General features: G+C 37.9%; 15 protein-coding genes. 12 read left to right on the plus strand and 3 right to left on the minus strand.

What is annotated here, in order from left to right; all coding sequences use genetic code 11:
* The first annotated feature begins 6 nt into the window (after positions 1 to 6).
* The 4 genes from pcrA to pruA all read left to right on the plus strand — a co-directional run bounded on the left by pcrA (position 7) and on the right by pruA (position 7,278).
* The gene (pcrA, locus tag D9842_RS22000) at positions 7 to 2,235 is read left to right on the plus strand and encodes a DNA helicase PcrA (protein ID WP_121664314.1); all 2,229 of its coding nucleotides are present in this window, start codon (positions 7 to 9) and stop codon (positions 2,233 to 2,235) included.
* Between the two features lie 50 nt (positions 2,236 to 2,285).
* On the plus strand, positions 2,286 to 4,307 hold the full coding sequence (gene ligA / locus D9842_RS22005; protein WP_121664315.1) for an NAD-dependent DNA ligase LigA: 2,022 nt from the start codon (positions 2,286 to 2,288) through the stop codon (positions 4,305 to 4,307).
* Positions 4,308 to 4,353: 46 nt separating this feature from the next.
* Positions 4,354 to 5,544, plus strand: a complete 1,191-nt coding sequence (locus tag D9842_RS22010; RefSeq protein WP_232273694.1) for a CamS family sex pheromone protein — start codon at positions 4,354 to 4,356, stop codon at positions 5,542 to 5,544.
* Positions 5,545 to 5,730: 186 nt separating this feature from the next.
* A complete protein-coding gene (pruA, locus tag D9842_RS22015; RefSeq protein ID WP_121664316.1) occupies positions 5,731 to 7,278 on the plus strand; it encodes an L-glutamate gamma-semialdehyde dehydrogenase in 1,548 nt (515 codons plus the stop codon).
* Positions 7,279 to 7,331: 53 nt separating this feature from the next.
* On the opposite strand, the gene D9842_RS22020 is transcribed toward pruA, so the two are convergent.
* Positions 7,332 to 7,751: a hypothetical protein gene (locus tag D9842_RS22020; RefSeq protein WP_121664317.1), complete on the minus strand. Its 420-nt coding sequence runs from the start codon at positions 7,749 to 7,751 to the stop codon at positions 7,332 to 7,334.
* 557 nt (positions 7,752 to 8,308) lie between these two features.
* On the opposite strand from D9842_RS22020, the gene putP reads away from it, so the two are divergent.
* The 5 genes from putP (at position 8,309) to gatB (ending at position 13,768) form a co-directional block, all read left to right on the plus strand.
* The gene (gene putP / locus D9842_RS22025) at positions 8,309 to 9,772 is read left to right on the plus strand and encodes a sodium/proline symporter PutP (RefSeq protein WP_121664318.1); all 1,464 of its coding nucleotides are present in this window, start codon (positions 8,309 to 8,311) and stop codon (positions 9,770 to 9,772) included.
* Between the two features lie 108 nt (positions 9,773 to 9,880).
* Entirely contained in the window at positions 9,881 to 10,267 is a 387-nt protein-coding gene (locus tag D9842_RS22030) for an Hsp20/alpha crystallin family protein (RefSeq protein WP_121664319.1), read from the plus strand.
* 294 nt (positions 10,268 to 10,561) lie between these two features.
* Positions 10,562 to 10,852, plus strand: coding sequence for an Asp-tRNA(Asn)/Glu-tRNA(Gln) amidotransferase subunit GatC (gatC, locus tag D9842_RS22035; protein WP_098797692.1), 291 nt, complete (start codon positions 10,562 to 10,564; stop codon positions 10,850 to 10,852).
* 13 nt (positions 10,853 to 10,865) lie between these two features.
* On the plus strand, positions 10,866 to 12,323 hold the full coding sequence (gatA, locus tag D9842_RS22040; RefSeq protein ID WP_121664320.1) for an Asp-tRNA(Asn)/Glu-tRNA(Gln) amidotransferase subunit GatA: 1,458 nt from the start codon (positions 10,866 to 10,868) through the stop codon (positions 12,321 to 12,323).
* 14 nt (positions 12,324 to 12,337) lie between these two features.
* Positions 12,338 to 13,768: an Asp-tRNA(Asn)/Glu-tRNA(Gln) amidotransferase subunit GatB gene (gene gatB, locus D9842_RS22045; protein ID WP_121664321.1), complete on the plus strand. Its 1,431-nt coding sequence runs from the start codon at positions 12,338 to 12,340 to the stop codon at positions 13,766 to 13,768.
* 37 nt (positions 13,769 to 13,805) lie between these two features.
* On the opposite strand, the gene D9842_RS22050 is transcribed toward gatB, so the two are convergent.
* Positions 13,806 to 14,567, minus strand: a complete 762-nt coding sequence (locus tag D9842_RS22050; protein WP_121664322.1) for an AAA family ATPase — start codon at positions 14,565 to 14,567, stop codon at positions 13,806 to 13,808.
* 224 nt (positions 14,568 to 14,791) lie between these two features.
* On the opposite strand from D9842_RS22050, the gene D9842_RS22055 reads away from it, so the two are divergent.
* Both D9842_RS22055 and rlmD read left to right on the plus strand, forming a co-directional pair.
* Positions 14,792 to 15,703: a diacylglycerol kinase gene (locus D9842_RS22055; protein ID WP_121664323.1), complete on the plus strand. Its 912-nt coding sequence runs from the start codon at positions 14,792 to 14,794 to the stop codon at positions 15,701 to 15,703.
* A 90-nt stretch (positions 15,704 to 15,793) separates the two neighbouring features.
* Positions 15,794 to 17,191 carry a 23S rRNA (uracil(1939)-C(5))-methyltransferase RlmD gene (gene rlmD, locus D9842_RS22060; RefSeq protein WP_121664324.1) on the plus strand — a complete coding sequence of 466 codons (1,398 nt, stop codon included), beginning with the start codon at positions 15,794 to 15,796 and terminating at the stop codon, positions 17,189 to 17,191.
* 129 nt (positions 17,192 to 17,320) lie between these two features.
* On the opposite strand, the gene D9842_RS22065 is transcribed toward rlmD, so the two are convergent.
* Complete coding sequence (locus tag D9842_RS22065) at positions 17,321 to 18,379, minus strand: response regulator transcription factor (protein WP_218975594.1); 1,059 nt, start codon at positions 18,377 to 18,379, stop codon at positions 17,321 to 17,323.
* Between the two features lie 235 nt (positions 18,380 to 18,614).
* Here D9842_RS22065 and D9842_RS22070 point away from each other — a divergent pair, with 235 nt between their 5' ends.
* Positions 18,615 to 20,078: an amidase family protein gene (locus D9842_RS22070; protein ID WP_121664325.1), complete on the plus strand. Its 1,464-nt coding sequence runs from the start codon at positions 18,615 to 18,617 to the stop codon at positions 20,076 to 20,078.
* Positions 20,079 to 20,135: the final 57 nt, after the last annotated feature.

Consider the following 20,135-nt stretch of genomic DNA (forward strand, 5'->3'; position numbering starts at 1 on the left):
GATTGGTTGCAATTTTTATCAAATCAGTTACTTGAAGGTTTGAATGATAGGCAACAACAAGCGGTAAAAACAACAGATGGTCCTTTATTGATTATGGCTGGAGCTGGAAGTGGGAAAACAAGAGTATTAACTCATCGAATTGCTTATTTAATGACAGAAAAGCAAATAGCTCCGTGGAATATACTAGCCATTACGTTTACAAATAAAGCAGCAAGAGAAATGAGAGAGAGAATTCAAGGAATTCTTGGTTCTGGCGGAGATGAAATCTGGATTTCTACGTTTCACTCTATGTGTGTAAGAATTTTACGTCGAGATAGTGACAGAATGGGAATTAATCGTAACTTTTCTATTCTTGATACGACAGATCAATTGTCGGTTATTAAAACCATTTTAAAAGAGAAAAACCTCGATCCAAAAAAACATGATCCTAGAAGCTTACTAGGGTCCATTAGTAGTGCCAAAAATGAACTGATTACACCTGAAGAATTTGAAAAACAAGCGGGTAGTCACTATGAACAAATTGTTAGTGATATTTATAAGGATTATCAAAAGAAGCTACGTAAAAACCAGTCACTAGATTTTGATGACCTCATTATGACAACTATTCAATTATTTCAACGTGTACCAGAAGTACTTGAATCGTATCAAAGAAAGTTTCAGTATATTCATGTTGATGAGTATCAAGATACGAATAGAGCCCAATATATGCTTGTAAAGCTATTAGCTGCTCGTTTTCAAAATCTATGTGTTGTCGGTGACTCGGATCAATCGATTTATCGCTGGCGTGGAGCTGACATTGCTAACATCCTTTCATTTGAAAAGGATTATCCTCAAGCAAATGTGATCTTACTAGAACAAAACTATCGTTCTACACAGTTGATCCTACAAGCAGCAAATGAAGTGATCAAACAAAATTCAAACCGTAAAGCAAAAAATCTATGGACAGAGAATCAGCCGGGCTCCAAAATTACCTATTACCGTGCTGAGAGTGAATCGGCAGAAGGCCAGTTCGTTGCAGGAAAGATTAAGCAGTTAGTGGATTCCGGTCAAAGAAAGCTTTCTGACATTGCGATTTTATATCGTACTAATGCTCAATCTCGTATTATTGAGGAAGTTCTGCTGAAGTCGAACTTAAATTATACAATTGTTGGAGGCATTAAGTTCTACGATCGTAAAGAGATTAAAGATTTACTTGCTTACCTTCGATTAATTGCTAATCCAGATGATGACATAAGCCTAGCTCGGGTTATTAATGTGCCAAAACGTGGTGTAGGTTCAACGTCATTTGATAAAATCGCGAATTACGCGATCGACCATGATATATCCATTTTTCAGGCTTTAGATGAAATTGAACAAATTGGTGTGAGTGCAAGAGTGATCAATGCTCTTACAGATTTCCGGGAAATGATCCGTAATCTTGGGAATATGCAGGATTATCTATCAGTAACAGAGCTTGCAGAAGAAATCATTGAGAAGAGCGAATATAGAGAAATGCTGAAGCAGGAAAAAACGTTAGAGGCACAAAGTCGCTTAGAGAATATTGATGAGTTCTTATCTGTTACCCAAACATTCGAAAAGCAAAATGAAGATAAAAGTCTTGTTGCTTTTTTAACTGATTTAGCACTTGTTTCAGATATTGATAAACTAGATGAAGATGAGCAAGAGCAAAGTGATGCCCTTGTCTTAATGACGCTTCACTCTGCGAAAGGTCTTGAATTCCCTGTTGTGTTTTTAATCGGTCTTGAAGAAGGTGTTTTCCCACATAGTCGTTCCTTAATGGAAGAAGATGAGATGGAAGAGGAGCGCCGTCTTGCCTATGTAGGGATTACAAGAGCGGAGCAGGAGCTTTTCCTTTCTAATGCCCAAATGCGTACGTTATTTGGTAAAACGAATATGAATCCAGAATCCCGTTTTATTAGAGAAATTCCAAGCGAATTAATCGAAAATCTGAATGAACAAGCAAAGAAATCTGTTTCATCCTTCAGTGCAGCTCGTCGTCAAGAACGCCAAGAAAAGCGACCACCGGTATCTCGACCTGTAGTCACACCTTCATCAACAGGAGGAGAAGCTATTTCTTGGGCTGTTGGTGATAAAGCTGAACATAAAAAATGGGGAATTGGTACAGTTGTAAGTGTAAAAGGCTCCGGAGAAGGAAAGGAATTAGATATTGCTTTCCCAAGCCCAGTCGGAATAAAACGACTATTAGCTGCATTTGCACCTATTAATCGGGTTTAATGATATAGAACCTAGAAATCAATTTTCGGTAGAAAGGATTGGATATCTTAATGGATAAACAATCAGCACAAGAGAGAGCTCATGCGCTTCATGAGTTATTAAACACGTATAATTATGAATATTATATACTTGATCAACCAAGCGTTTCAGATGCAGAGTATGATCGGCTTATCCAGGAACTTTCAAAGCTGGAGGAAGAGTACCCAGAACTGAAAACCCCAGATTCACCAACACAGAGGGTCGGCGGTGGTGTGCTTGAGTCTTTTCAAAAGGTTGTGCACAGAACACCGATGCTTAGCCTTGGAAATGCCTTCAATGACCAAGACTTACGTGATTTTGACCGCAGAGTAAGACAAGCTGTTGGTGATGATGTTCAATATGTTGTGGAATTGAAAATTGACGGCTTGGCCGTTTCTCTTCGCTATGAAAATGGGTTATTCATCCAAGGAGCAACACGAGGAGATGGAACAACTGGTGAGGATATAACAGAAAACTTAAAAACAGTTCGATCTATCCCACTAAGACTTAAAACAGATGTTTCTCTTGAGGCTCGTGGAGAAGTATTTATGCCAAAGGCTTCCTTTGAAAGATTAAATGAGCTCCGTCTACAGCTTGAAGAGGAGCCGTTTGCAAATCCAAGGAATGCAGCTGCTGGATCTATCCGGCAGCTTGATCCTAAAATTGCTGCGAAAAGAAATTTGGATATTTTTGTTTATAGTATTGCGGACTTAGGTGGAACGGGTATTGACAGACATAGCGAAGCGTTAGATTTCTTGGAAAAAGAAGGGTTTAAAACAAATAAAGAGCGAAGAAAATGTGAAAGCATTGATGAAGTTATCACTCTAATTGAAAACCTTCAAGAAAAAAGAGCATCTTTACCTTATGATATTGATGGTATTGTGATAAAGGTAGACTCTCTAGCACAGCAAGATGAATTAGGATTCACAGCAAAAAGTCCTCGTTGGGCTGTTGCTTATAAGTTTCCAGCTGAAGAGGTAACAACGAAGCTATTAGATATTGAGTTAAGTGTAGGAAGAACAGGTGTGATTACACCAACGGCGATTTTAGAGCCGGTTCGAGTAGCGGGAACAACGGTTCAACGTGCTTCTCTTCATAATGAGGATTTGATTAGGGAAAAAGATATCAAAATTGGTGATACAGTTGTTGTGAAAAAAGCAGGTGATATTATTCCTGAGGTTGTTAATGTGTTAGTAGAACAACGTACAGGTGAAGAACAAACTTTTACTATGCCGACAAATTGTCCTGCCTGCGACAGTGAGCTTGTTCGAATTGAAGGAGAAGTTGCGCTACGTTGTATTAATCCGCAATGTCCTGCTCAGATTCAAGAAGGATTGATTCATTTTGTTTCTAGAAATGCGATGAATATTGATGGCCTTGGAGAACGAGTTGTTGCTCAATTGTTTCAAGAGGGATTAATTAAAGATGTTGCTGATTTATACCGACTAACGAGAGATCAATTACTTCAGCTCGAAAGAATGGGTGAAAAATCAACAGATAACCTATTAAATGCAATTGAGCAATCGAAGGACAACTCTCTTGAGCGACTGCTTTTTGGATTAGGAATTCGTCATGTAGGAGCGAAGGCAGCTAAAACGTTAGCACAGCAATATGAGACGATTGAAAATCTTCAACAAACGACTTTGGAAGAACTAGTTGCCATAAATGAAATTGGGGAAAAAATGGCAGATGCCATTACGACATATTTCCAAAATCCTGATGTGCAACATCTTATTAGTGAGCTTCAGTCATTAGGTGTTAATACAGCCTATAAAGGACCGAGGCTAGTTAAGCCCGAGGATAGTGACTCATACTTTGCAGGAAAAACAATTGTTCTAACAGGGAAGCTAGAGCAATTATCAAGAAATGAAGCGAAAGAAAGAATTGAAGCCTTAGGTGGTAAAGTTACAGGAAGTGTTAGTAAAAGCACAGATCTTGTCATTGCAGGTGAAGCAGCAGGCAGCAAGCTAAAGAAAGCGGAAGATTTAAAGATAGAAGTATGGGATGAAAACAGACTAGTAGAAGAATTAGATAACGAGAGTCAGTCATCATAACAAACAGTCCTAGCGAAATGTATAAAATAAGAGGTGTGGACTTAAATTGAAAAAGAAACTATTTATGGTGTTAACAAGCATGTTTCTATTAACTGCCTGTGCACCTAACTTTGGAGAGCAAGAGGAAATCGTGCAGGAAACAGAGGATGAATCAAAGGAAACAGCGATTATCCCCAAATATAATATTTCAGATTCTTACTACAAAATGATACTACCTTTCAAGGCAGGGGAAGCGAGAGGACTTGTTTCACAGCAGTTAAACACACGCTTAGATATTGATGAATTTGAAACGGGATTAATGAGAGTGGCGCAGGATACATTCCCAACTGAAAAGGAATATTTATATCAAGAGGGACAGTATTTAAAAGGTGATGTAATAAACAGCTGGTTAAAAAGAAAGCTAACCGGAAAAGCACTAGAAGAAGCACAAGCTGCAGCCAAAGAAGATGAAAAAGAATATGTAGAGCTTGGCTTGAACCCAGCACTTCCTGAGGGAAATGACAATCTGGAACAAAAAAATAAAGAAAACCCAATCTATTTAGCTCATATGCTTGAGCATAACTACTTAATTCGTAATGACGATACAGTGGAATTAGGTGGTGTTGTGATCGGTTTAGCGATGAATTCTGTTTACTATTTTAAACAAGAAGACGGATATGCTAGGGAGCATAAAATAAGTAGGGAAGAAATTTTATCCAAAGGAAACGAAATAGCGCAGGAAGTTATTAATCGAGTGAGAAAAACAAAAGGATTAGAAAATGTTCCAATTGTGTTTGCTTTATATGAACAAGAGGAAAAATCCTCGATTGTACCTGGTAACTTTATTGCGAAAAACGTCGTAAAACAAGGCAGTAATTCTTTAGGGAAATGGGAAGAAATTGATGAAGAATATTACTTTTTCCCATCAACAGAAGGAACGAAAGCTTACCGTGATGATGCACAAATGTTTAATCGATTTAAACAGGATATTGAAGAGTTTTTCCCTAATTACACTGGGGTAATCGGAAAAGCTTTCTATAAAAATGGTGAATTAAACTATCTGGATATTGAAATTCCAATGCAATTCTATGGAAAAGCTGAGGTTGTCGCTTTTACTCAATTTGTTACAGGCAAGGTCATGGATTACTTCCCAGACTACATTTCTCTTGAAGTGAATATTATGTCTAACTCTGGACAAGAAGCTCTTGTTCTAAAGGAACCAAATCAAGAAATACCAACAGTTCATATATATAAATAAAAAAACAAGCTAAGATTCGTTCTTAGCTTGTTTTTTTCTGCTCAACATTAGATTTGAGGTATTAATCATTTCTATATATTTAGCTGCATACGAATGAAGCATGAATGGTTAAAGACATGGAAATGTTTTTAACTATTCTTTTTTGGTCTAAACCTTTCAATTAAATTTTCGGGGAGGCGAAGGAATATGGTAGTACCTTACAAGCACGAACCGTTTACTGATTTTTCTGTGGAAGGAAATAAACAGGCACTAGAGGATGGCCTTCATGTTGTTCAATCTTATTTGAATAATGATTATGATTTAGTGATTGGTGGAAAGCGCTATTCTACAAAAGATAAGATCGTTTCCGTGAATCCAGCCAATAAGCAGGAAGTGATAGGCACGGTCTCAAAGGCAACGAGGGAACATGCAGAGAAAGCGATGCAAATTGCAGATCAAACATTTAACACATGGCGTAAAACAAAGCCTGAAATGAGAGCGGATATTTTATTTCGTGCAGCAGCTATTGTTCGCAGACGAAAGCATGAGTTTTCTGCATTATTAATAAAAGAAGTAGGAAAACCATGGAATGAAGCTGATGCTGATACAGCTGAAGCCATTGATTTTATGGAATATTACGGACGGCAAATGCTAGATTTAAAAGATGGTATTTCTGTAGAAAGTCGCCCAATTGAATACAACCGTTTTAATTACATACCACTTGGTGTTGGTATCGTGATTTCTCCATGGAATTTTGCCTTTGCTATTATGGCAGGAATGACAGCAGCAGCTCTTGTTTCTGGTAACACAGTATTGTTGAAGCCTGCAAGTACAACACCTGTTGTTGCGGCAAAGTTTATTGAGGTGCTAGAGGAAGCTGGCTTACCCGCTGGTGTTGTTAACTACGTACCTGGAAGTGGTTCAGAGGTTGGTGACTATTTAGTCGATCATCCTCGTACTAGATTCATTAGCTTTACAGGCTCTAGAGATGTAGGTGTGAGAATTTATGAACGAGCGGCCAAAGTACATGAGGGGCAAAAATGGCTCAAGCGTGTGATCGCCGAAATGGGTGGTAAAGATACAATCGTTGTTGATCAGTCAGCTGATTTAGAATTGGCTGCACAATCCATTGTGGCATCTGCATTTGGCTTTTCCGGACAAAAATGTTCTGCATGTTCTCGGGCAGTCATCCTTGAAGATGTATACCAACCTGTATTAGATAGGGTGATTGAACTCACTAAAAATCTATCAGTAGGGGAAACAAAAGATCGTTCTGTGTATATGGGGCCTGTTATTGATCAAGCAGCCTACGATAAGATTATGAGTTATATAGATATTGGTAAAGAAGAAGGACGTTTAGTAGCCGGGGGAAAAGGTGATGACTCAAAGGGCTATTTCATTGAGCCAACAGTATTTGCCGACGTAGATGAAAATGCGCGACTTATGAAGGAGGAAATCTTTGGCCCTGTTGTTGCTTTCTGTAAGGCTAAGGATTTTGATCATGCCCTTGAAATTGCTAATAACACTGATTATGGTCTAACAGGTGCAGTGTTAACAAATAATCGAGAGCATATTGAAAAGGCACGAGAAGATTTTCATGTTGGAAATCTTTATTTTAACCGTGGCTGTACAGGAGCCATTGTTGGTTATCAACCGTTTGGTGGATTTAATATGTCTGGTACAGATTCTAAAGCAGGTGGACCAGATTATTTACTTCTTCATATGCAAGCAAAAACAACATCTGAATTGTTATAAAAACAAAGGGGCTGTCCAATTCTACTGGACGCCCCTTGTTATTGTCTATATTATTATCCATTCCAATAAAGTCGTTCTTCTCGGTTCTCTTGTTGAGGATAGGGCTCATATTCCTCAGTCTCATCTTTTTCCTCTTTTAACTGTGGTTGTACTTGTTTGTTGGTCGTTCTTGTTTCTTCTATAGGGGCTAATCTTTGTGTTGAAACAGCTCTAATAAGTTCAGAGGTAAGCTCACTACGCTTTTGATACTCAATAATAAACGCAGCAAGGGCAATGATTATTCCGCCACCTACTAAACAAGTTAAGTATGGTCCAAGGGAGCCAATCAATTGTAACAGCATAAATTGAACAGAGCCGCCGTACATCTCTCTTTCTTCCTCTACAGCTTTAAATGCCATGGATACATGATTTATGATGCCGCCTGCTCCAAGCAGGATTAATAACCCACCAAAGCCAATTAAAAATTTTTTCAATGATATCACTCCTGACGGAAATTATCCTTGTCCAATTTTATCACGAATGGAGAGTTTCCTCCAGAAATTCAAAAAAGCCCCATTTAAAGAAAAGGAAAAAACGAAAAAATTTCTTTTATAAATCTAACTAAATTAGAAATGGGATAGACAATTCTCATCAAAAACCATGTGCAAAACCTCGAGTTTTGCGAACTTAATTTTATGAATTTTTATGAATAGATATAATCTATAGTAGGATATTTTGCCTATTTGATACGTTTTTGTGAATATTTATTCATTTTCCATTTTTGTTACAATCGGAAAATTTGTTCGGTTTGTCAAACTATGTTACGATATTATACGAGTTTTGCGTTTGGTTGTCCTTTTAAACTATTTTATTCATTCATCATGAAATTGCATAAGCCTGCATAAGGATTTGGTGATAGCTCATTTAGGAGGTGAAGCATTCATGGAACATGCATTATCTGGAGCAACGTGGTTTTGGTTATTTGTCCCAATGTTAGCATTAGTGGCACTATCAATCATTACAAACTTTACTGAAAGGGAGTGAGGAATTAGTGGAAACAGGTGTTTTAGTAACATTTATCATTTATTTAGTTGGTATGTTAGGAATCGGGATCGCTGCGTACAAAATGACTAGTGATCTATCAGACTATGTTTTAGGTGGGAGACGACTTGGACCTGGTGTTGCTGCACTTAGTGCCGGTGCATCGGATATGAGTAGTTGGTTACTACTAGGTTTACCTGGTGCAGTGTATGCATCTGGTGGTATGAACCAAATTTGGATTGCAGTAGGTTTAGCAATTGGTGCGTATTTAAACTGGCAATTCGTTGCGAAACGTCTTCGTTCGTATACAGAAGTTGCAAATGACTCAATTACGATTCCAGATTTCTTTGAAAATCGTTTTAAAGATGGCTCTAAGCTATTACGTGTTATCTCTGCATTAGTTATTTTGTTATTCTTTACGTTCTATACTTCATCAGGCATGGTTGGGGGAGCGAAGTTGTTTGAAGCTTCATTCGGCCTATCTTATACACAAGCACTTTGGATTGGTGCAATTGTTATCATTTCTTACACATTCCTTGGAGGTTTCTTAGCAGTAAGCTGGACTGATTTTATTCAAGGAATTCTAATGTTCTTAGCATTAATTATTGTTCCAATTGTTGCAGTTAACAAACTAGGTGGCTGGGGTGAAACAGTAAACTCAGTTGGTGAAATTGATCCAATTTATCTTGATGCATTTTCTGGTATGTCAGCATTAGCGATTATTTCTTTACTTGCATGGGGATTAGGATACTTTGGTCAGCCTCATATCTTAACTCGTTTTATGGCATTACGTTCTAAAAAAGATGTACCAAAAGCACGTATGATCGGTACAGTTTGGATGGTATTTGCTTTATTCGGAGCGATCTTCACAGGATTTGCTGGTATTGCTTACTTTGCAGATGCACCAATTGCAGATGGAGAGCAAGTATTTATCATGTTCACACAAGTTCTATTTGATCCGTGGGTATCTGGTATTCTATTAGCTGCGATCTTAGCTGCTATTATGAGTACAATTGATTCTCAGCTATTAGTATCATCAAGTGCTGTAGCAGAGGATTTCTATAAAGCTATTTTAAGAAAAGAAGCTTCTGAAAAAGAACTAGTATGGGTTGGTCGTATCTCAGTTGCGGCTATTGCATTGATTGCTATTTTACTAGCTTCAAATCCAGACAGCTCTGTATTAGATTTAGTAAGTTATGCTTGGGCAGGATTTGGCGCTGCATTTGGTCCTGTAATCATTCTCTCCCTTTTCTGGAAACGAATGAATCGTTGGGGAGCATTGGCTGGAATGATCGTAGGAGCAGTTACAGTTGTGGTATGGAAACAATTAACGACTTCAGGGGCTATTCCATTTAGCCTTTACGAAATCGTACCAGGTTTCATCTTAGCATGGATCGCTGTCCTAATTGTCAGCCTAGCGACAGGAGCTCCTTCTAAAGAAATCGAAGAAGAGTTCGAACAAGCAAAAGCATAAATCTTTTAAAAAAGTAGGGGCCTCAGTCAGGCTCCTACTTTTTTCTTTAGGGGCAATTTTCTCATTTTTTCATAGGATATAGTAATGATGATTTGAGGAGGGTGTGCCGTGAGGAATAATGATCCAATGAGGATGATGAATGAGTTTTTTCAAAGTCGTCCAAAGCGTACACTTTTAGATTCCATTGATGATGCGTTTCGTAAAACAGCATCAAAAGCAGGCTTTTCAGTTGATGTAAAAGAAACATCTGAACACTTCAACATTCTTGCTGAATTGCCTGGTGTGCCTAAGGAAGATATTAATGTAGAAATTCGGGGTGACGATGTTGTGATTGAAGTAAAAGAACAAGGTCACCAAGACAGGAGCATCGGTGGAGTTCAAAGTGTATCATTGCCCCATTATGTATTGAGACGAAATATGAAGGCTAGTTATAAACATGGCTTGCTGAAAATTCAGCTAGATAAAAAGAAGCCGAAGAAGATTGAGATTGAATAATATTTGAGCCGCTGGCGTGGTGCTAGCGGTTTGTTTGTGCCGAATTTTGTCGAAAATCTAATATAATAAGGAATTTAGCAAATAAAAGTACTCAACTAGCAAATAAAACTCTCAAAATGGCAAATAAATCGTTAAAAACAGCAAATAAATTTTAGAAATTGGCAAATAAATGAAAGGGGAGACAACTTTGCCTCAACTGTGGTTGCTTTTCACTACAATTGTTGATTAACTATATGTTCATTTGGTATCATCAGAGTATTGTGATTGTACGATTTTGTGGAGGTGAGAGGAAAGATGTCTAGAATTTCGACAGATCAAGTAAAACACGTTGCAAATTTAGCTCGTTTAGCCATTACTGAAGATGATGCAGAGCTTTTTGCCAAGCAATTAGATGCCATTATTACGTTTGCTGAGCAGTTAAACGAAGTAGATACAGAAAATGTGAAACCAACATCACATGTGTTAGACATGAAAAATGTGATGAGAGAAGATGTTCCGAAAAAAGGTTTAGACAATGAAGAAGTTGTTAAAAATGCGCCAGATCATGAAGATGGATATATTCGTGTACCATCTATCTTAGAATAAGGGAGGGACAAGCATGGCACTTTTTGATCACAAAATATCAGAATTAAAAGAACTTTTACATAAAAAAGAAATCACTGTTTCTGATTTAGTTGACGAATCTTATAAACGAATTCAAGAAGTTGACGATAAAGTTGGTGCGTTTCTTGCGTTAAATGAAGATCAAGCACGTACATATGCAAAAGAATTAGATGAAGCATTAAATAGCCGAAATGAGTTCGGGTTATTATTTGGTATGCCAATTGGTGTAAAAGATAATATCGTTACGAAAGGCCTACGCACAACCTGTGCAAGTAAAATCTTAGAAAACTTTGATCCTATTTATGATGCAACAGTTGTAAAGCATCTTCAAAATGCAGAGGCTGTTACAATTGGAAAATTAAATATGGACGAGTTTGCAATGGGCTCTTCAACAGAAAACTCTAGCATAAAGACAACACGTAATCCATGGAATCTTGAAACTGTTCCAGGTGGATCAAGCGGTGGTTCTGCGGCGGCGGTTGCAGCAGGAGAGGTACCGTTCTCATTAGGATCTGATACAGGTGGTTCCATTCGTCAACCTGCAGCATTTTGTGGAGTTGTTGGCTTAAAGCCTACATATGGACGTGTGTCTCGTTTTGGTTTAGTAGCATTTGCGTCATCACTAGATCAAATTGGACCTGTAACACGTTCTGTTGAAGACAACGCATTTCTTTTACAAGCCATTTCTGGAGTTGATGAAATGGATTCAACATCAGCAAATGTAGAAGTACCAGATTTCCTTTCATCTTTAACAGGTGATGTAAAAGGCTTAAAAATCGCTGTGCCGAAAGAATACCTAGGCGAAGGTGTTACCGAAGAAGTAAAGCAATCTGTTCTTGATGCTCTAAAAGTATTAGAGGGACTTGGTGCAACATGGGAAGAGGTATCGTTACCACATTCAAAATATGCACTGGCGACTTATTACTTATTATCTTCATCAGAAGCATCTGCCAACTTAGCTCGTTTTGATGGTGTTCGTTATGGCCATCGTTCAGATAATGCAGAGAACTTAATTGAATTATACAAGCAAAGCCGTGCAGAAGGCTTCGGTAATGAAGTAAAGCGTCGTATTATGCTTGGAACATATGCATTAAGCTCTGGATACTATGATGCTTATTATAAAAAGGCACAAAAAGTCCGTACATTAATTAAAAAAGATTTTGAAGATGTGTTTGAAAAATATGATGTGATTATCGGACCTACTACTCCAACACCTGCGTTTAAAATTGGTGAAAACGTCAAAGATCCAATGACAATGTATGCAAACGATATTTTAACGATTCCTGTTAACTTAGCAGGTGTGCCGGGAATCTCTGTTCCTTGTGGATTATCAAATGGATTACCACTAGGATTACAAATTATCGGAAGGCATTTTGATGAAAGCACAGTTTACCGCGTTGCACATGCGTTTGAGCAAGCAACAGATCATCATAAAGCAAAACCTGAATTGTAAGGGGTGAGAAAATAATGGAATATGAAACGGTCATAGGACTTGAAGTTCACGTTGAGTTAAAAACAGATTCTAAAATCTTTTCAAGTGCACCTAACCACTTTGGTGCAGAACCAAATACAAACACAACAGTTGTCGAGCTAGGATACCCTGGTGTTTTACCTGTTTTAAATAAAAAAGTAGTTGATTTCGCAATGAAGGCTTGTATGGCTTTAAATTGTGAGGTTGCGACTGAAACAAAATTTGATCGTAAAAACTACTTTTATCCAGATAACCCAAAAGCTTATCAAATCTCTCAATTTGATAAACCGATCGGTGAAAACGGCTGGATTGATATTGAAGTAAACGGTGAAACGAAGCGTATCGGGATTACTCGTATCCATATGGAAGAAGATGCGGGTAAATTGATTCATTCAAATGATGGTTACTCTTTAGTTGATTTGAACCGTCAAGGCACACCTCTAATTGAGATCGTATCTGAGCCAGATATCCGTACACCAGAGGAAGCATATGCTTATTTAGAAAAGCTCAAAGCAATCATCCAGTATACTGAGGTTTCTGATTGTAAAATGGAGGAAGGCTCACTTCGTTGTGATGCAAACATTTCCTTGCGTCCTGTTGGTCAAGAAGAATTCGGAACAAAAACGGAGCTTAAGAACCTAAACTCCTTTGCGTTCGTTCAAAAAGGATTAGAATATGAAGAAAAGCGTCAAGAGAAGGTCCTTCGTTCAGGTGGTGTGATTGAACAAGAAACACGCCGTTATGATGAAGCAACAAAGAAAACAATCTTAATGCGTGTAAAAGAAGGTTCTGATGATTACCGTTACTTCCCGGAACCAGATCTTGTTGAGCTCTACATCGATGATGAGTGGAAGGAAAGAATTCGTGCTTCCATTCCTGAGCTTCCAGATGCACGTCGTAAACGTTATATTGATGACCTAGGATTGCCTGAATATGATGCTCAAGTATTAACGATGACAAAAGAAATGTCCGATTTCTTTGAAGCAACATTAGCCGTTGGTGCTGAAGCAAAACAAGCTTCAAACTGGGTAATGGGTGAAGTATCTGCTTATCTAAATGCTGAAGGAAAAGAGCTAAACGATGTAGCTCTTACACCAGAAGGTTTAGCTGGGATGATTAAACTCATTGAAAATGGAACCATTTCTTCAAAAATTGCGAAACAAGTTTTCAAAGAGCTAATCGAAAACGGTGGAGATCCGGAGCAGATTGTAAAAGATAAAGGCTTAGTACAAATTTCTGATGATGAAACTCTACGTAAATTTGTAAACGAAGCAATCGATGCCAATCCACAATCTGTTGATGACTTCAAAAACGGTAAACAAAAAGCAATTGGCTTCTTAGTTGGACAAATTATGAAAGCAACTAAAGGTCAAGCAAACCCACCAATGGTAAACAAACTGTTAATGGAAGAAATTCAAAAAAGATAAGAAAGAAGAGAGATCTACAACAAAGTAGATCTCTCTTTTAATTGGAATCATCATGAAATAAGTGGTGAAGAAGTCTTTCTTTATTCGTGAAAAATTGCTTCATTATTGAATAATGGTGTGTGTTTTCAAGTGTTGTCTCATGGATTCCTTCTTCCGTTAATTCAAGAATTTTTGCGGAAGGATAGGCCATAATCAACGGTGAATGAGTAGCAATAATAAATTGAGATTGATCTTTGACGAGCTCATCAATTCGTGTGATCATAGATAGCTGACGCAGTGGGGAAAGAGCTGCTTCTGGTTCATCCAATAAATAAATGCCTTGTCCGCGAAATCGATTCATAAAGGTAGCGAAAAAGGATTCGCCATGTGATTGCTCGTGAAGGGATACACCACCAAAGGAATCAATAATATGAGGGCCACGACCTTCTCTATCCATTTCTTCAATACTTGAAGCAACGTTATAAAAGCTTTCAGCACGAAGGAAGAAGCTATCTTTAGGTTTAACAGTCCCTTTAATTAGCTTAAGGTAGTGATCTAGTTCAGAGTGAGAATCATAGGTAGAAAAGTTAAAGTTAAGCGAACCACCCTCAGCATTAAACCCAATTGCAAGGGCAATAGCTTCTAATAGAGTAGATTTACCCATTCCATTTTCTCCAACTAAAAAGGTAACATGAGGATGAAGCTCTAACTCATCAAGAGATTTTACACTAGGAAGGTTGAATGGATACTTTCTAAATGAAGGAACTTCCTCTCTTTTTAATTGAATCCGGCGTATATATTGATCATTTAATCCATCCATAAATTTCCCTTCTTTCCGGCTTTAATTGCTTTATATTGTAACAAGTTTACAATGATTTAGCATGAAAAACTTTACTTTTTATATAAAACATGGTGATAATGGTAGTTGGGTTATCATGTTTCGATAGCATAGAAATGGGAGACAATGATAACAGAACATAATCATAAATGAATTTAACTTATATAAATATCGATACATTTCTTTGAAAATAGGATGATGTGTGAATGAAAAGAGCAAGAATTATTTATAACCCTACCTCAGGGAGAGAGCTGTTTAAAAAACATTTGCCAGAGGTGCTACAAAAATTTGAACAAGCTGGCTATGAAACCTCTTGTCATGCAACAACAGGTGAAGGTGACGCGATACAAGCAGCAAAGGCAGCGACTGAACGTGGCTTTGACTTAATTGTTGCAGCAGGTGGAGATGGGACAATCAACGAGGTTGTGAATGGGATCGCTGAATTAGATAATCGCCCACAGCTTGCAGTTATTCCGGTAGGAACAACTAATGACTTTGCAAGAGCAATTGGTATTCCATTAAATAATGTGATTGCAGCAGTAGATGTTATCTTAGAGGGTGCGCCTAAGAAGATTGATATCGGAAAGGTCAATGACCATTACTTTATCAATATTGCCGGTGGAGGTCGTCTTACTGAGTTAACATACGAGGTGCCTAGTAAGCTGAAAACAATGGTTGGACAGCTGGCTTATTATTTAAAAGGAATGGAAATGTTACCATCCATACGCCCTGCTGAGGTAGAAATTGAATATGATGGTAAGCTTTTTCAAGGTGAAATCATGTTATTTCTTGTTTCACTAACGAACTCAGTCGGTGGCTTTGAAAAGCTTGCACCTGATTCAAAATTAGATGACGGGATGTTTGACCTTCTTATTTTGAAAAAGGCAAATCTAGCAGAGTTCATCCGTATTGCAAGCCTAGCTCTAAGAGGCGACCATATAAACGATGAACATATTATCTACACAAAGGCAAATCGAGTAAAAGTAATAAACAAAGATAAAATGCAATTGAATTTAGATGGTGAATACGGTGGCATGCTACCGGGCGAATTCGTCAACATGTATCAGCATATTGACGTGATCATGTCAGCTGAAAAAGTAAGACAAATGGAAGAATAGAAACTTGGCAGAACATAATAGCCAAGTTTTTTTTATTGAAATTGTTATGGTAAAATGAATGAAATAATTTGTACGAAAAGGAAGAACAACATGGCGAAAATTCAAGCACCTGTTATGAAAAATGAATATTACGATGTGACCTTTGAGGACTTAACGCATGAAGGTGCGGGTGTCGCAAAGGTAGAAGGCTTTCCGATCTTTGTTGAAAATGCACTGCCGGATGAACGAGCAAAAATAAAGGTAATCAAAGTAAACAAAGGCTTCGCGTTCGGACGACTAATTGAGCTCCATGAACAAAGTAAAAACCGAATTGATGCACCTTGCCCAATCTATTCTCAATGCGGAGGCTGCCAGCTACAGCATCTTAGCTATGAAGGACAGCTTGATTTTAAACGAAAACAAGTGGAGCAGGTCCTTGCTAGAATAGGCAAACTAGATTTAAACCAAGTAACTGTACATCCGACTTTAGGAATGGAGAATCCTTGGAATTACCGAAACAAAGCTCAGGTTCCAGTAGGTGAACGTGAGGGCGGTCTAGTAGCTGGCTTTTATCAAAAAAGAAGCCATGACATCATTGATATGGAAAGATGTCTCATTCAGCAAGCTGAGAACGATGACGTTGTTCAAGCGGTGAAAACCATTTGTGAAAAACATGGCATTCGTGCTTATAACGAAGAAAAGCATAAAGGCTGGCTTCGTCATATTATGGTTCGGTATGGACTTGTGACAAAGGAAATCATGGTTGTATTTGTAACAAGAACGGCTGACTTTCCACATAAAAATGAGGTTATCACTGAAATAACAAATCAACTACCGCAAGTGAAGTCAGTTGTGCAAAATATTAATAACAAAAAAACAAATGTTATCTTTGGCGATGAAACAAATGTGCTTTGGGGAGAAGAGTATATTTACGACAAAATTGGCGACGTAAAATTTGCCATATCTGCACGCTCTTTTTATCAAGTAAACCCAGAGCAAACAAAGGTGCTATATGAAAAAGCATTAGAATACGCTGAATTAACAGGTGAAGAATCTGTAATCGATGCTTACTGCGGAATTGGGACGATTTCTTTGTTTCTTGCCCAAAAAGCCAAGAGAGTTTTTGGTGTGGAAATAGTTCCAGAAGCAATAGAAGATGCTAAGCGAAATGCAGAGCTAAACGGCATTTCTAATGCAGAGTTTGCAGTTGGTGAAGCAGAAGTTGTTATTCCTGAATGGTACAAGCAAGGCAATCAGGCAAACGTGATTGTCGTGGATCCTCCGCGTAAGGGCTGTGATGAAGCATTGTTGAAAACAATCTTGGATATGAAACCAAAGAAGGTTGTTTATGTTTCATGTAATCCTGGAACGCTTGCGAGGGATTTGCAGGTGTTGGAGTTAGGTGGATATAAGACGGTTGAAGTGCAGCCGGTGGATATGTTTCCGCATACGACGCATGTTGAGGTAGTATCGCAGATGATTTTAAAAGAAGAAGCAGGTTCCCGGTAAGGGAAAAACCTGCTTCTATTCTCAAATGTTGGGGCGGCAAATCAGTAATGAATCACCGGAGTGCAGTCTTCTTTTAAATCAATTCGATTGATTAGGTATGTAAAATTTCCGATGTTGCCAGACCCCTAGTTAATAAAACTTCTTATTCTCAAAATTGGATTTAAGCTGGTAACATAACTCAGTCCTGTTTCGTACCCCTAATTTAGTATAAATATTTTGGAGATGACGTTTTACAGTATTTGTACTAATGAACAATGTTTCTGCTATCTTATAATTGGTGTAACCTTTCATAAGTAAATCTGAAATCTCTACCTCTCTTAATGTTAATAGTCCTAACATTTTGGATTTTTTCTCCAAGGACTGTTCGGACGGAATGAGGAAAATAACAAATTGCTTACTGCGCTCCATCCGGTAAATTTTAATAAAGATATTAGGTAGTTTCGGAAGCTCCGCAGTGAAGTTGTCTGTCAAATCTGGAACATAATCAAGAGTATGCTGGACAAACTCTTGAATAGTATACTTATGGCTACTATTATAATCATTACAAATATCCTCTGCTTGCTTATTGTAGTAACAAATATGATTGAAATCATCCATAATGATTATTCCAAGACGAAGGAGATTTGCATATTCTTTAATTGCGTGAAAATGAAGCTCACTCTCTTCAAGTCTATTAGAAGTTGCAAATAGTTTCGATATATATTTAGATAAAAATAGCATCCTGGTTTTGTCCAACGTTGTAAATTGTTCTTCCTCGATCGACCTCAGAAAACTAATTATTCCCGTTAGGCGTTGCCCGTCGTTTAAGCAAATTAAAATGATGTCTTTATTTTTATTCTTTCTAAGAAAATGATAATATTCTGTTTGTTTATATTCTTTATCAGGAAGAATATCACTATAGCATATAACATTGTTCTTAATAAATGAATCTTGATATTTAAGGATTGGATCGCGTAATCTGTATCGCTCTGTATATTCTTTCATTTCTTCATTTCCAATATTAAATAAAATTGGATTAGTAGAATTAATTCCTGTTTCAGTTATACGCCAAAAAACACTTTTTTGATAGCCGAAAAGTTGATTGAAGGAAGTGAGCACTTGTTCTCGAAAGTCTTTTTGTGGGTTCATTATTTCTTCAATAAATTGAAACCTTTTTTCATTTTCAGAAAGTACTTTCCTGCTTAACATTCCTTGGATACATCCCCTTCCATTAATATCATGTAATAAATGTTATCGTTAAAGAGAAGAAAAATCCACACATTTTTCTGAATAATGCAAATATTAAACGAAAAAGTATTTAAAATATTACCCTTTTGGGTGATATCCTTAATTGTCTAAGTGATGCAATAATTACTTTGTAAGCGTTTTCTATAAAGTGGTTATAATCCTTACCAATTAATTTTACTAAAGGAGTGTACTGTAAATGTATCCAAAAAAAGAAGAAAAACTCAATACTATACCAGCAAAAAATAGACAAGATGCTCTTTGGAGCTGGTCAGCAAGTGACATGGCTTACGGAATTCGCACCGGATTGTTTTCTTCACGCGAAACAGTTAAAAGCTGTCTGGAACGCATTAATCAAGTCAACCCAAAAATTAATGCTATTGTCGAAGTCCTTGCTGATGAAGCACTTAGGGAGGCTGATGCCGCTGATCATGCTGTTTTGCGCGGTGAAAAAATCGGACCTCTCCATGGTGTGCCAATTGTCAGTAAGATTAATACGGATCATGCGGGCCACGCTACAACAGACGGGGTAGTTGCTTATAAAGGGCATATTGCTTCACAAGACAGCCCTCCAATAGCTAATTTACGGAAAGCGGGGGGGATTTTTGTTGGCAGAACGAACGTACCCTCATTTAGTTTAAGGTGGTTTTCGAATAATGATTTACATGGATGTACGTTAAACCCGTGGGATTCTACAAGAACTCCAGGAGGCTCTAGCGGAGGCTCTAGCTCTGCTGTAGCAAGTGGGATGGTACCTATTGCACATGGCAATGATATCGCTGGGTCGATCCGTTACCCTGCATATGCATGTGGAGTAACGGGTATAAGACCTACTGTTGGACGCGTCCCTGGCTCAGGTCCTATAAACGTGGACTCATCACTGGCTGTTCAGATGATGGGTGTACAAGGACCACTGGCTCGCAAGGTAAAGGATTTAAGAATAGCTCTTGAAGCCATGTCAGCTCCTGACACTCGTGATCCTATATATGCACAAGTACCTCTGATCGGTGAACCTCTCAAAGGGCCTGTTCGAGTAGGGTTATTACGTGATGTAGGAGTTGCTAAACCAGATCCACTCGTAAACCAAGAACTAGATGCAGCAGCATCGTATTTAAAAGATGCCGGTTATATTGTGGAAGAAGTAGAACTTCCATTATTCTATGAAGCATATAAACTATGGTTTTTAATTCTCTTAGAGGATTTACGTGGAATTTTACCAATGATTGGAGAATTTGGGGACAAAGCAGCTAATGTGAATTTAGAGTATGTCTATAAAGTTTCTGAAGAATTATGGGGTAAACCTAGTCTTGAAAAATACAAACAAGGATATGCTCGTCGAGGTACACTTATTGCCCAGTTGCAGCAGTTCTTAGAAGAATATCCACTCATTCTTTTCCCTAGTTCAACGGAGCAAGCATTTCTCCAAGATGAAGATATAGAAAGTGTTTCTGCGAGTAAACGCTTATTAAATGCCCAGTGGCCAATGGTGTCTGTTCCTGTATTAGGATTCCCAGCTATTTCAGTACCTACCTCTGTAACAAGTGGATTACCGAATGGTGTCCAACTTTTAGGGAGACGTTTTCGTGAAGATACTTTATTTGATGCTGCGGAGATAATAGAAGCACGGTCAAACATGGCAACTCCGATTGACCCTAAATTTTAACAAAAGCAAATGTGTATTTTTAAAATAAGTTAGCTAGAAAAGAAAGGAAGGTAGAGG

This window comes from Metabacillus litoralis, assembly GCF_003667825.1.
Taxonomy (GTDB): domain Bacteria; phylum Bacillota; class Bacilli; order Bacillales; family Bacillaceae; genus Metabacillus; species Metabacillus litoralis_B.

Excerpts from the sequence above, each read along its gene's own strand:
- D9842_RS22070 (WP_121664325.1), top strand. The coding sequence starts at position 18,615 with ATGTATCCAAAAAAAGAAGAAAAACTCAATACTATACCAGCAAAAAAT.
- gatA (WP_121664320.1), top strand. The coding sequence starts at position 10,866 with ATGGCACTTTTTGATCACAAAATATCAGAATTAAAAGAACTTTTACAT.
- gatC (WP_098797692.1), top strand. The coding sequence starts at position 10,562 with ATGTCTAGAATTTCGACAGATCAAGTAAAACACGTTGCAAATTTAGCT.
- pruA (WP_121664316.1), top strand. The coding sequence starts at position 5,731 with ATGGTAGTACCTTACAAGCACGAACCGTTTACTGATTTTTCTGTGGAA.
- rlmD (WP_121664324.1), top strand. The coding sequence starts at position 15,794 with ATGGCGAAAATTCAAGCACCTGTTATGAAAAATGAATATTACGATGTG.
- D9842_RS22050 (WP_121664322.1), bottom strand. The coding sequence starts at position 14,567 with ATGGATGGATTAAATGATCAATATATACGCCGGATTCAATTAAAAAGA.
- gatB (WP_121664321.1), top strand. The coding sequence starts at position 12,338 with ATGGAATATGAAACGGTCATAGGACTTGAAGTTCACGTTGAGTTAAAA.
- ligA (WP_121664315.1), top strand. The coding sequence starts at position 2,286 with ATGGATAAACAATCAGCACAAGAGAGAGCTCATGCGCTTCATGAGTTA.
- D9842_RS22055 (WP_121664323.1), top strand. The coding sequence starts at position 14,792 with ATGAAAAGAGCAAGAATTATTTATAACCCTACCTCAGGGAGAGAGCTG.
- D9842_RS22065 (WP_218975594.1), bottom strand. The coding sequence starts at position 18,379 with ATGTTAAGCAGGAAAGTACTTTCTGAAAATGAAAAAAGGTTTCAATTT.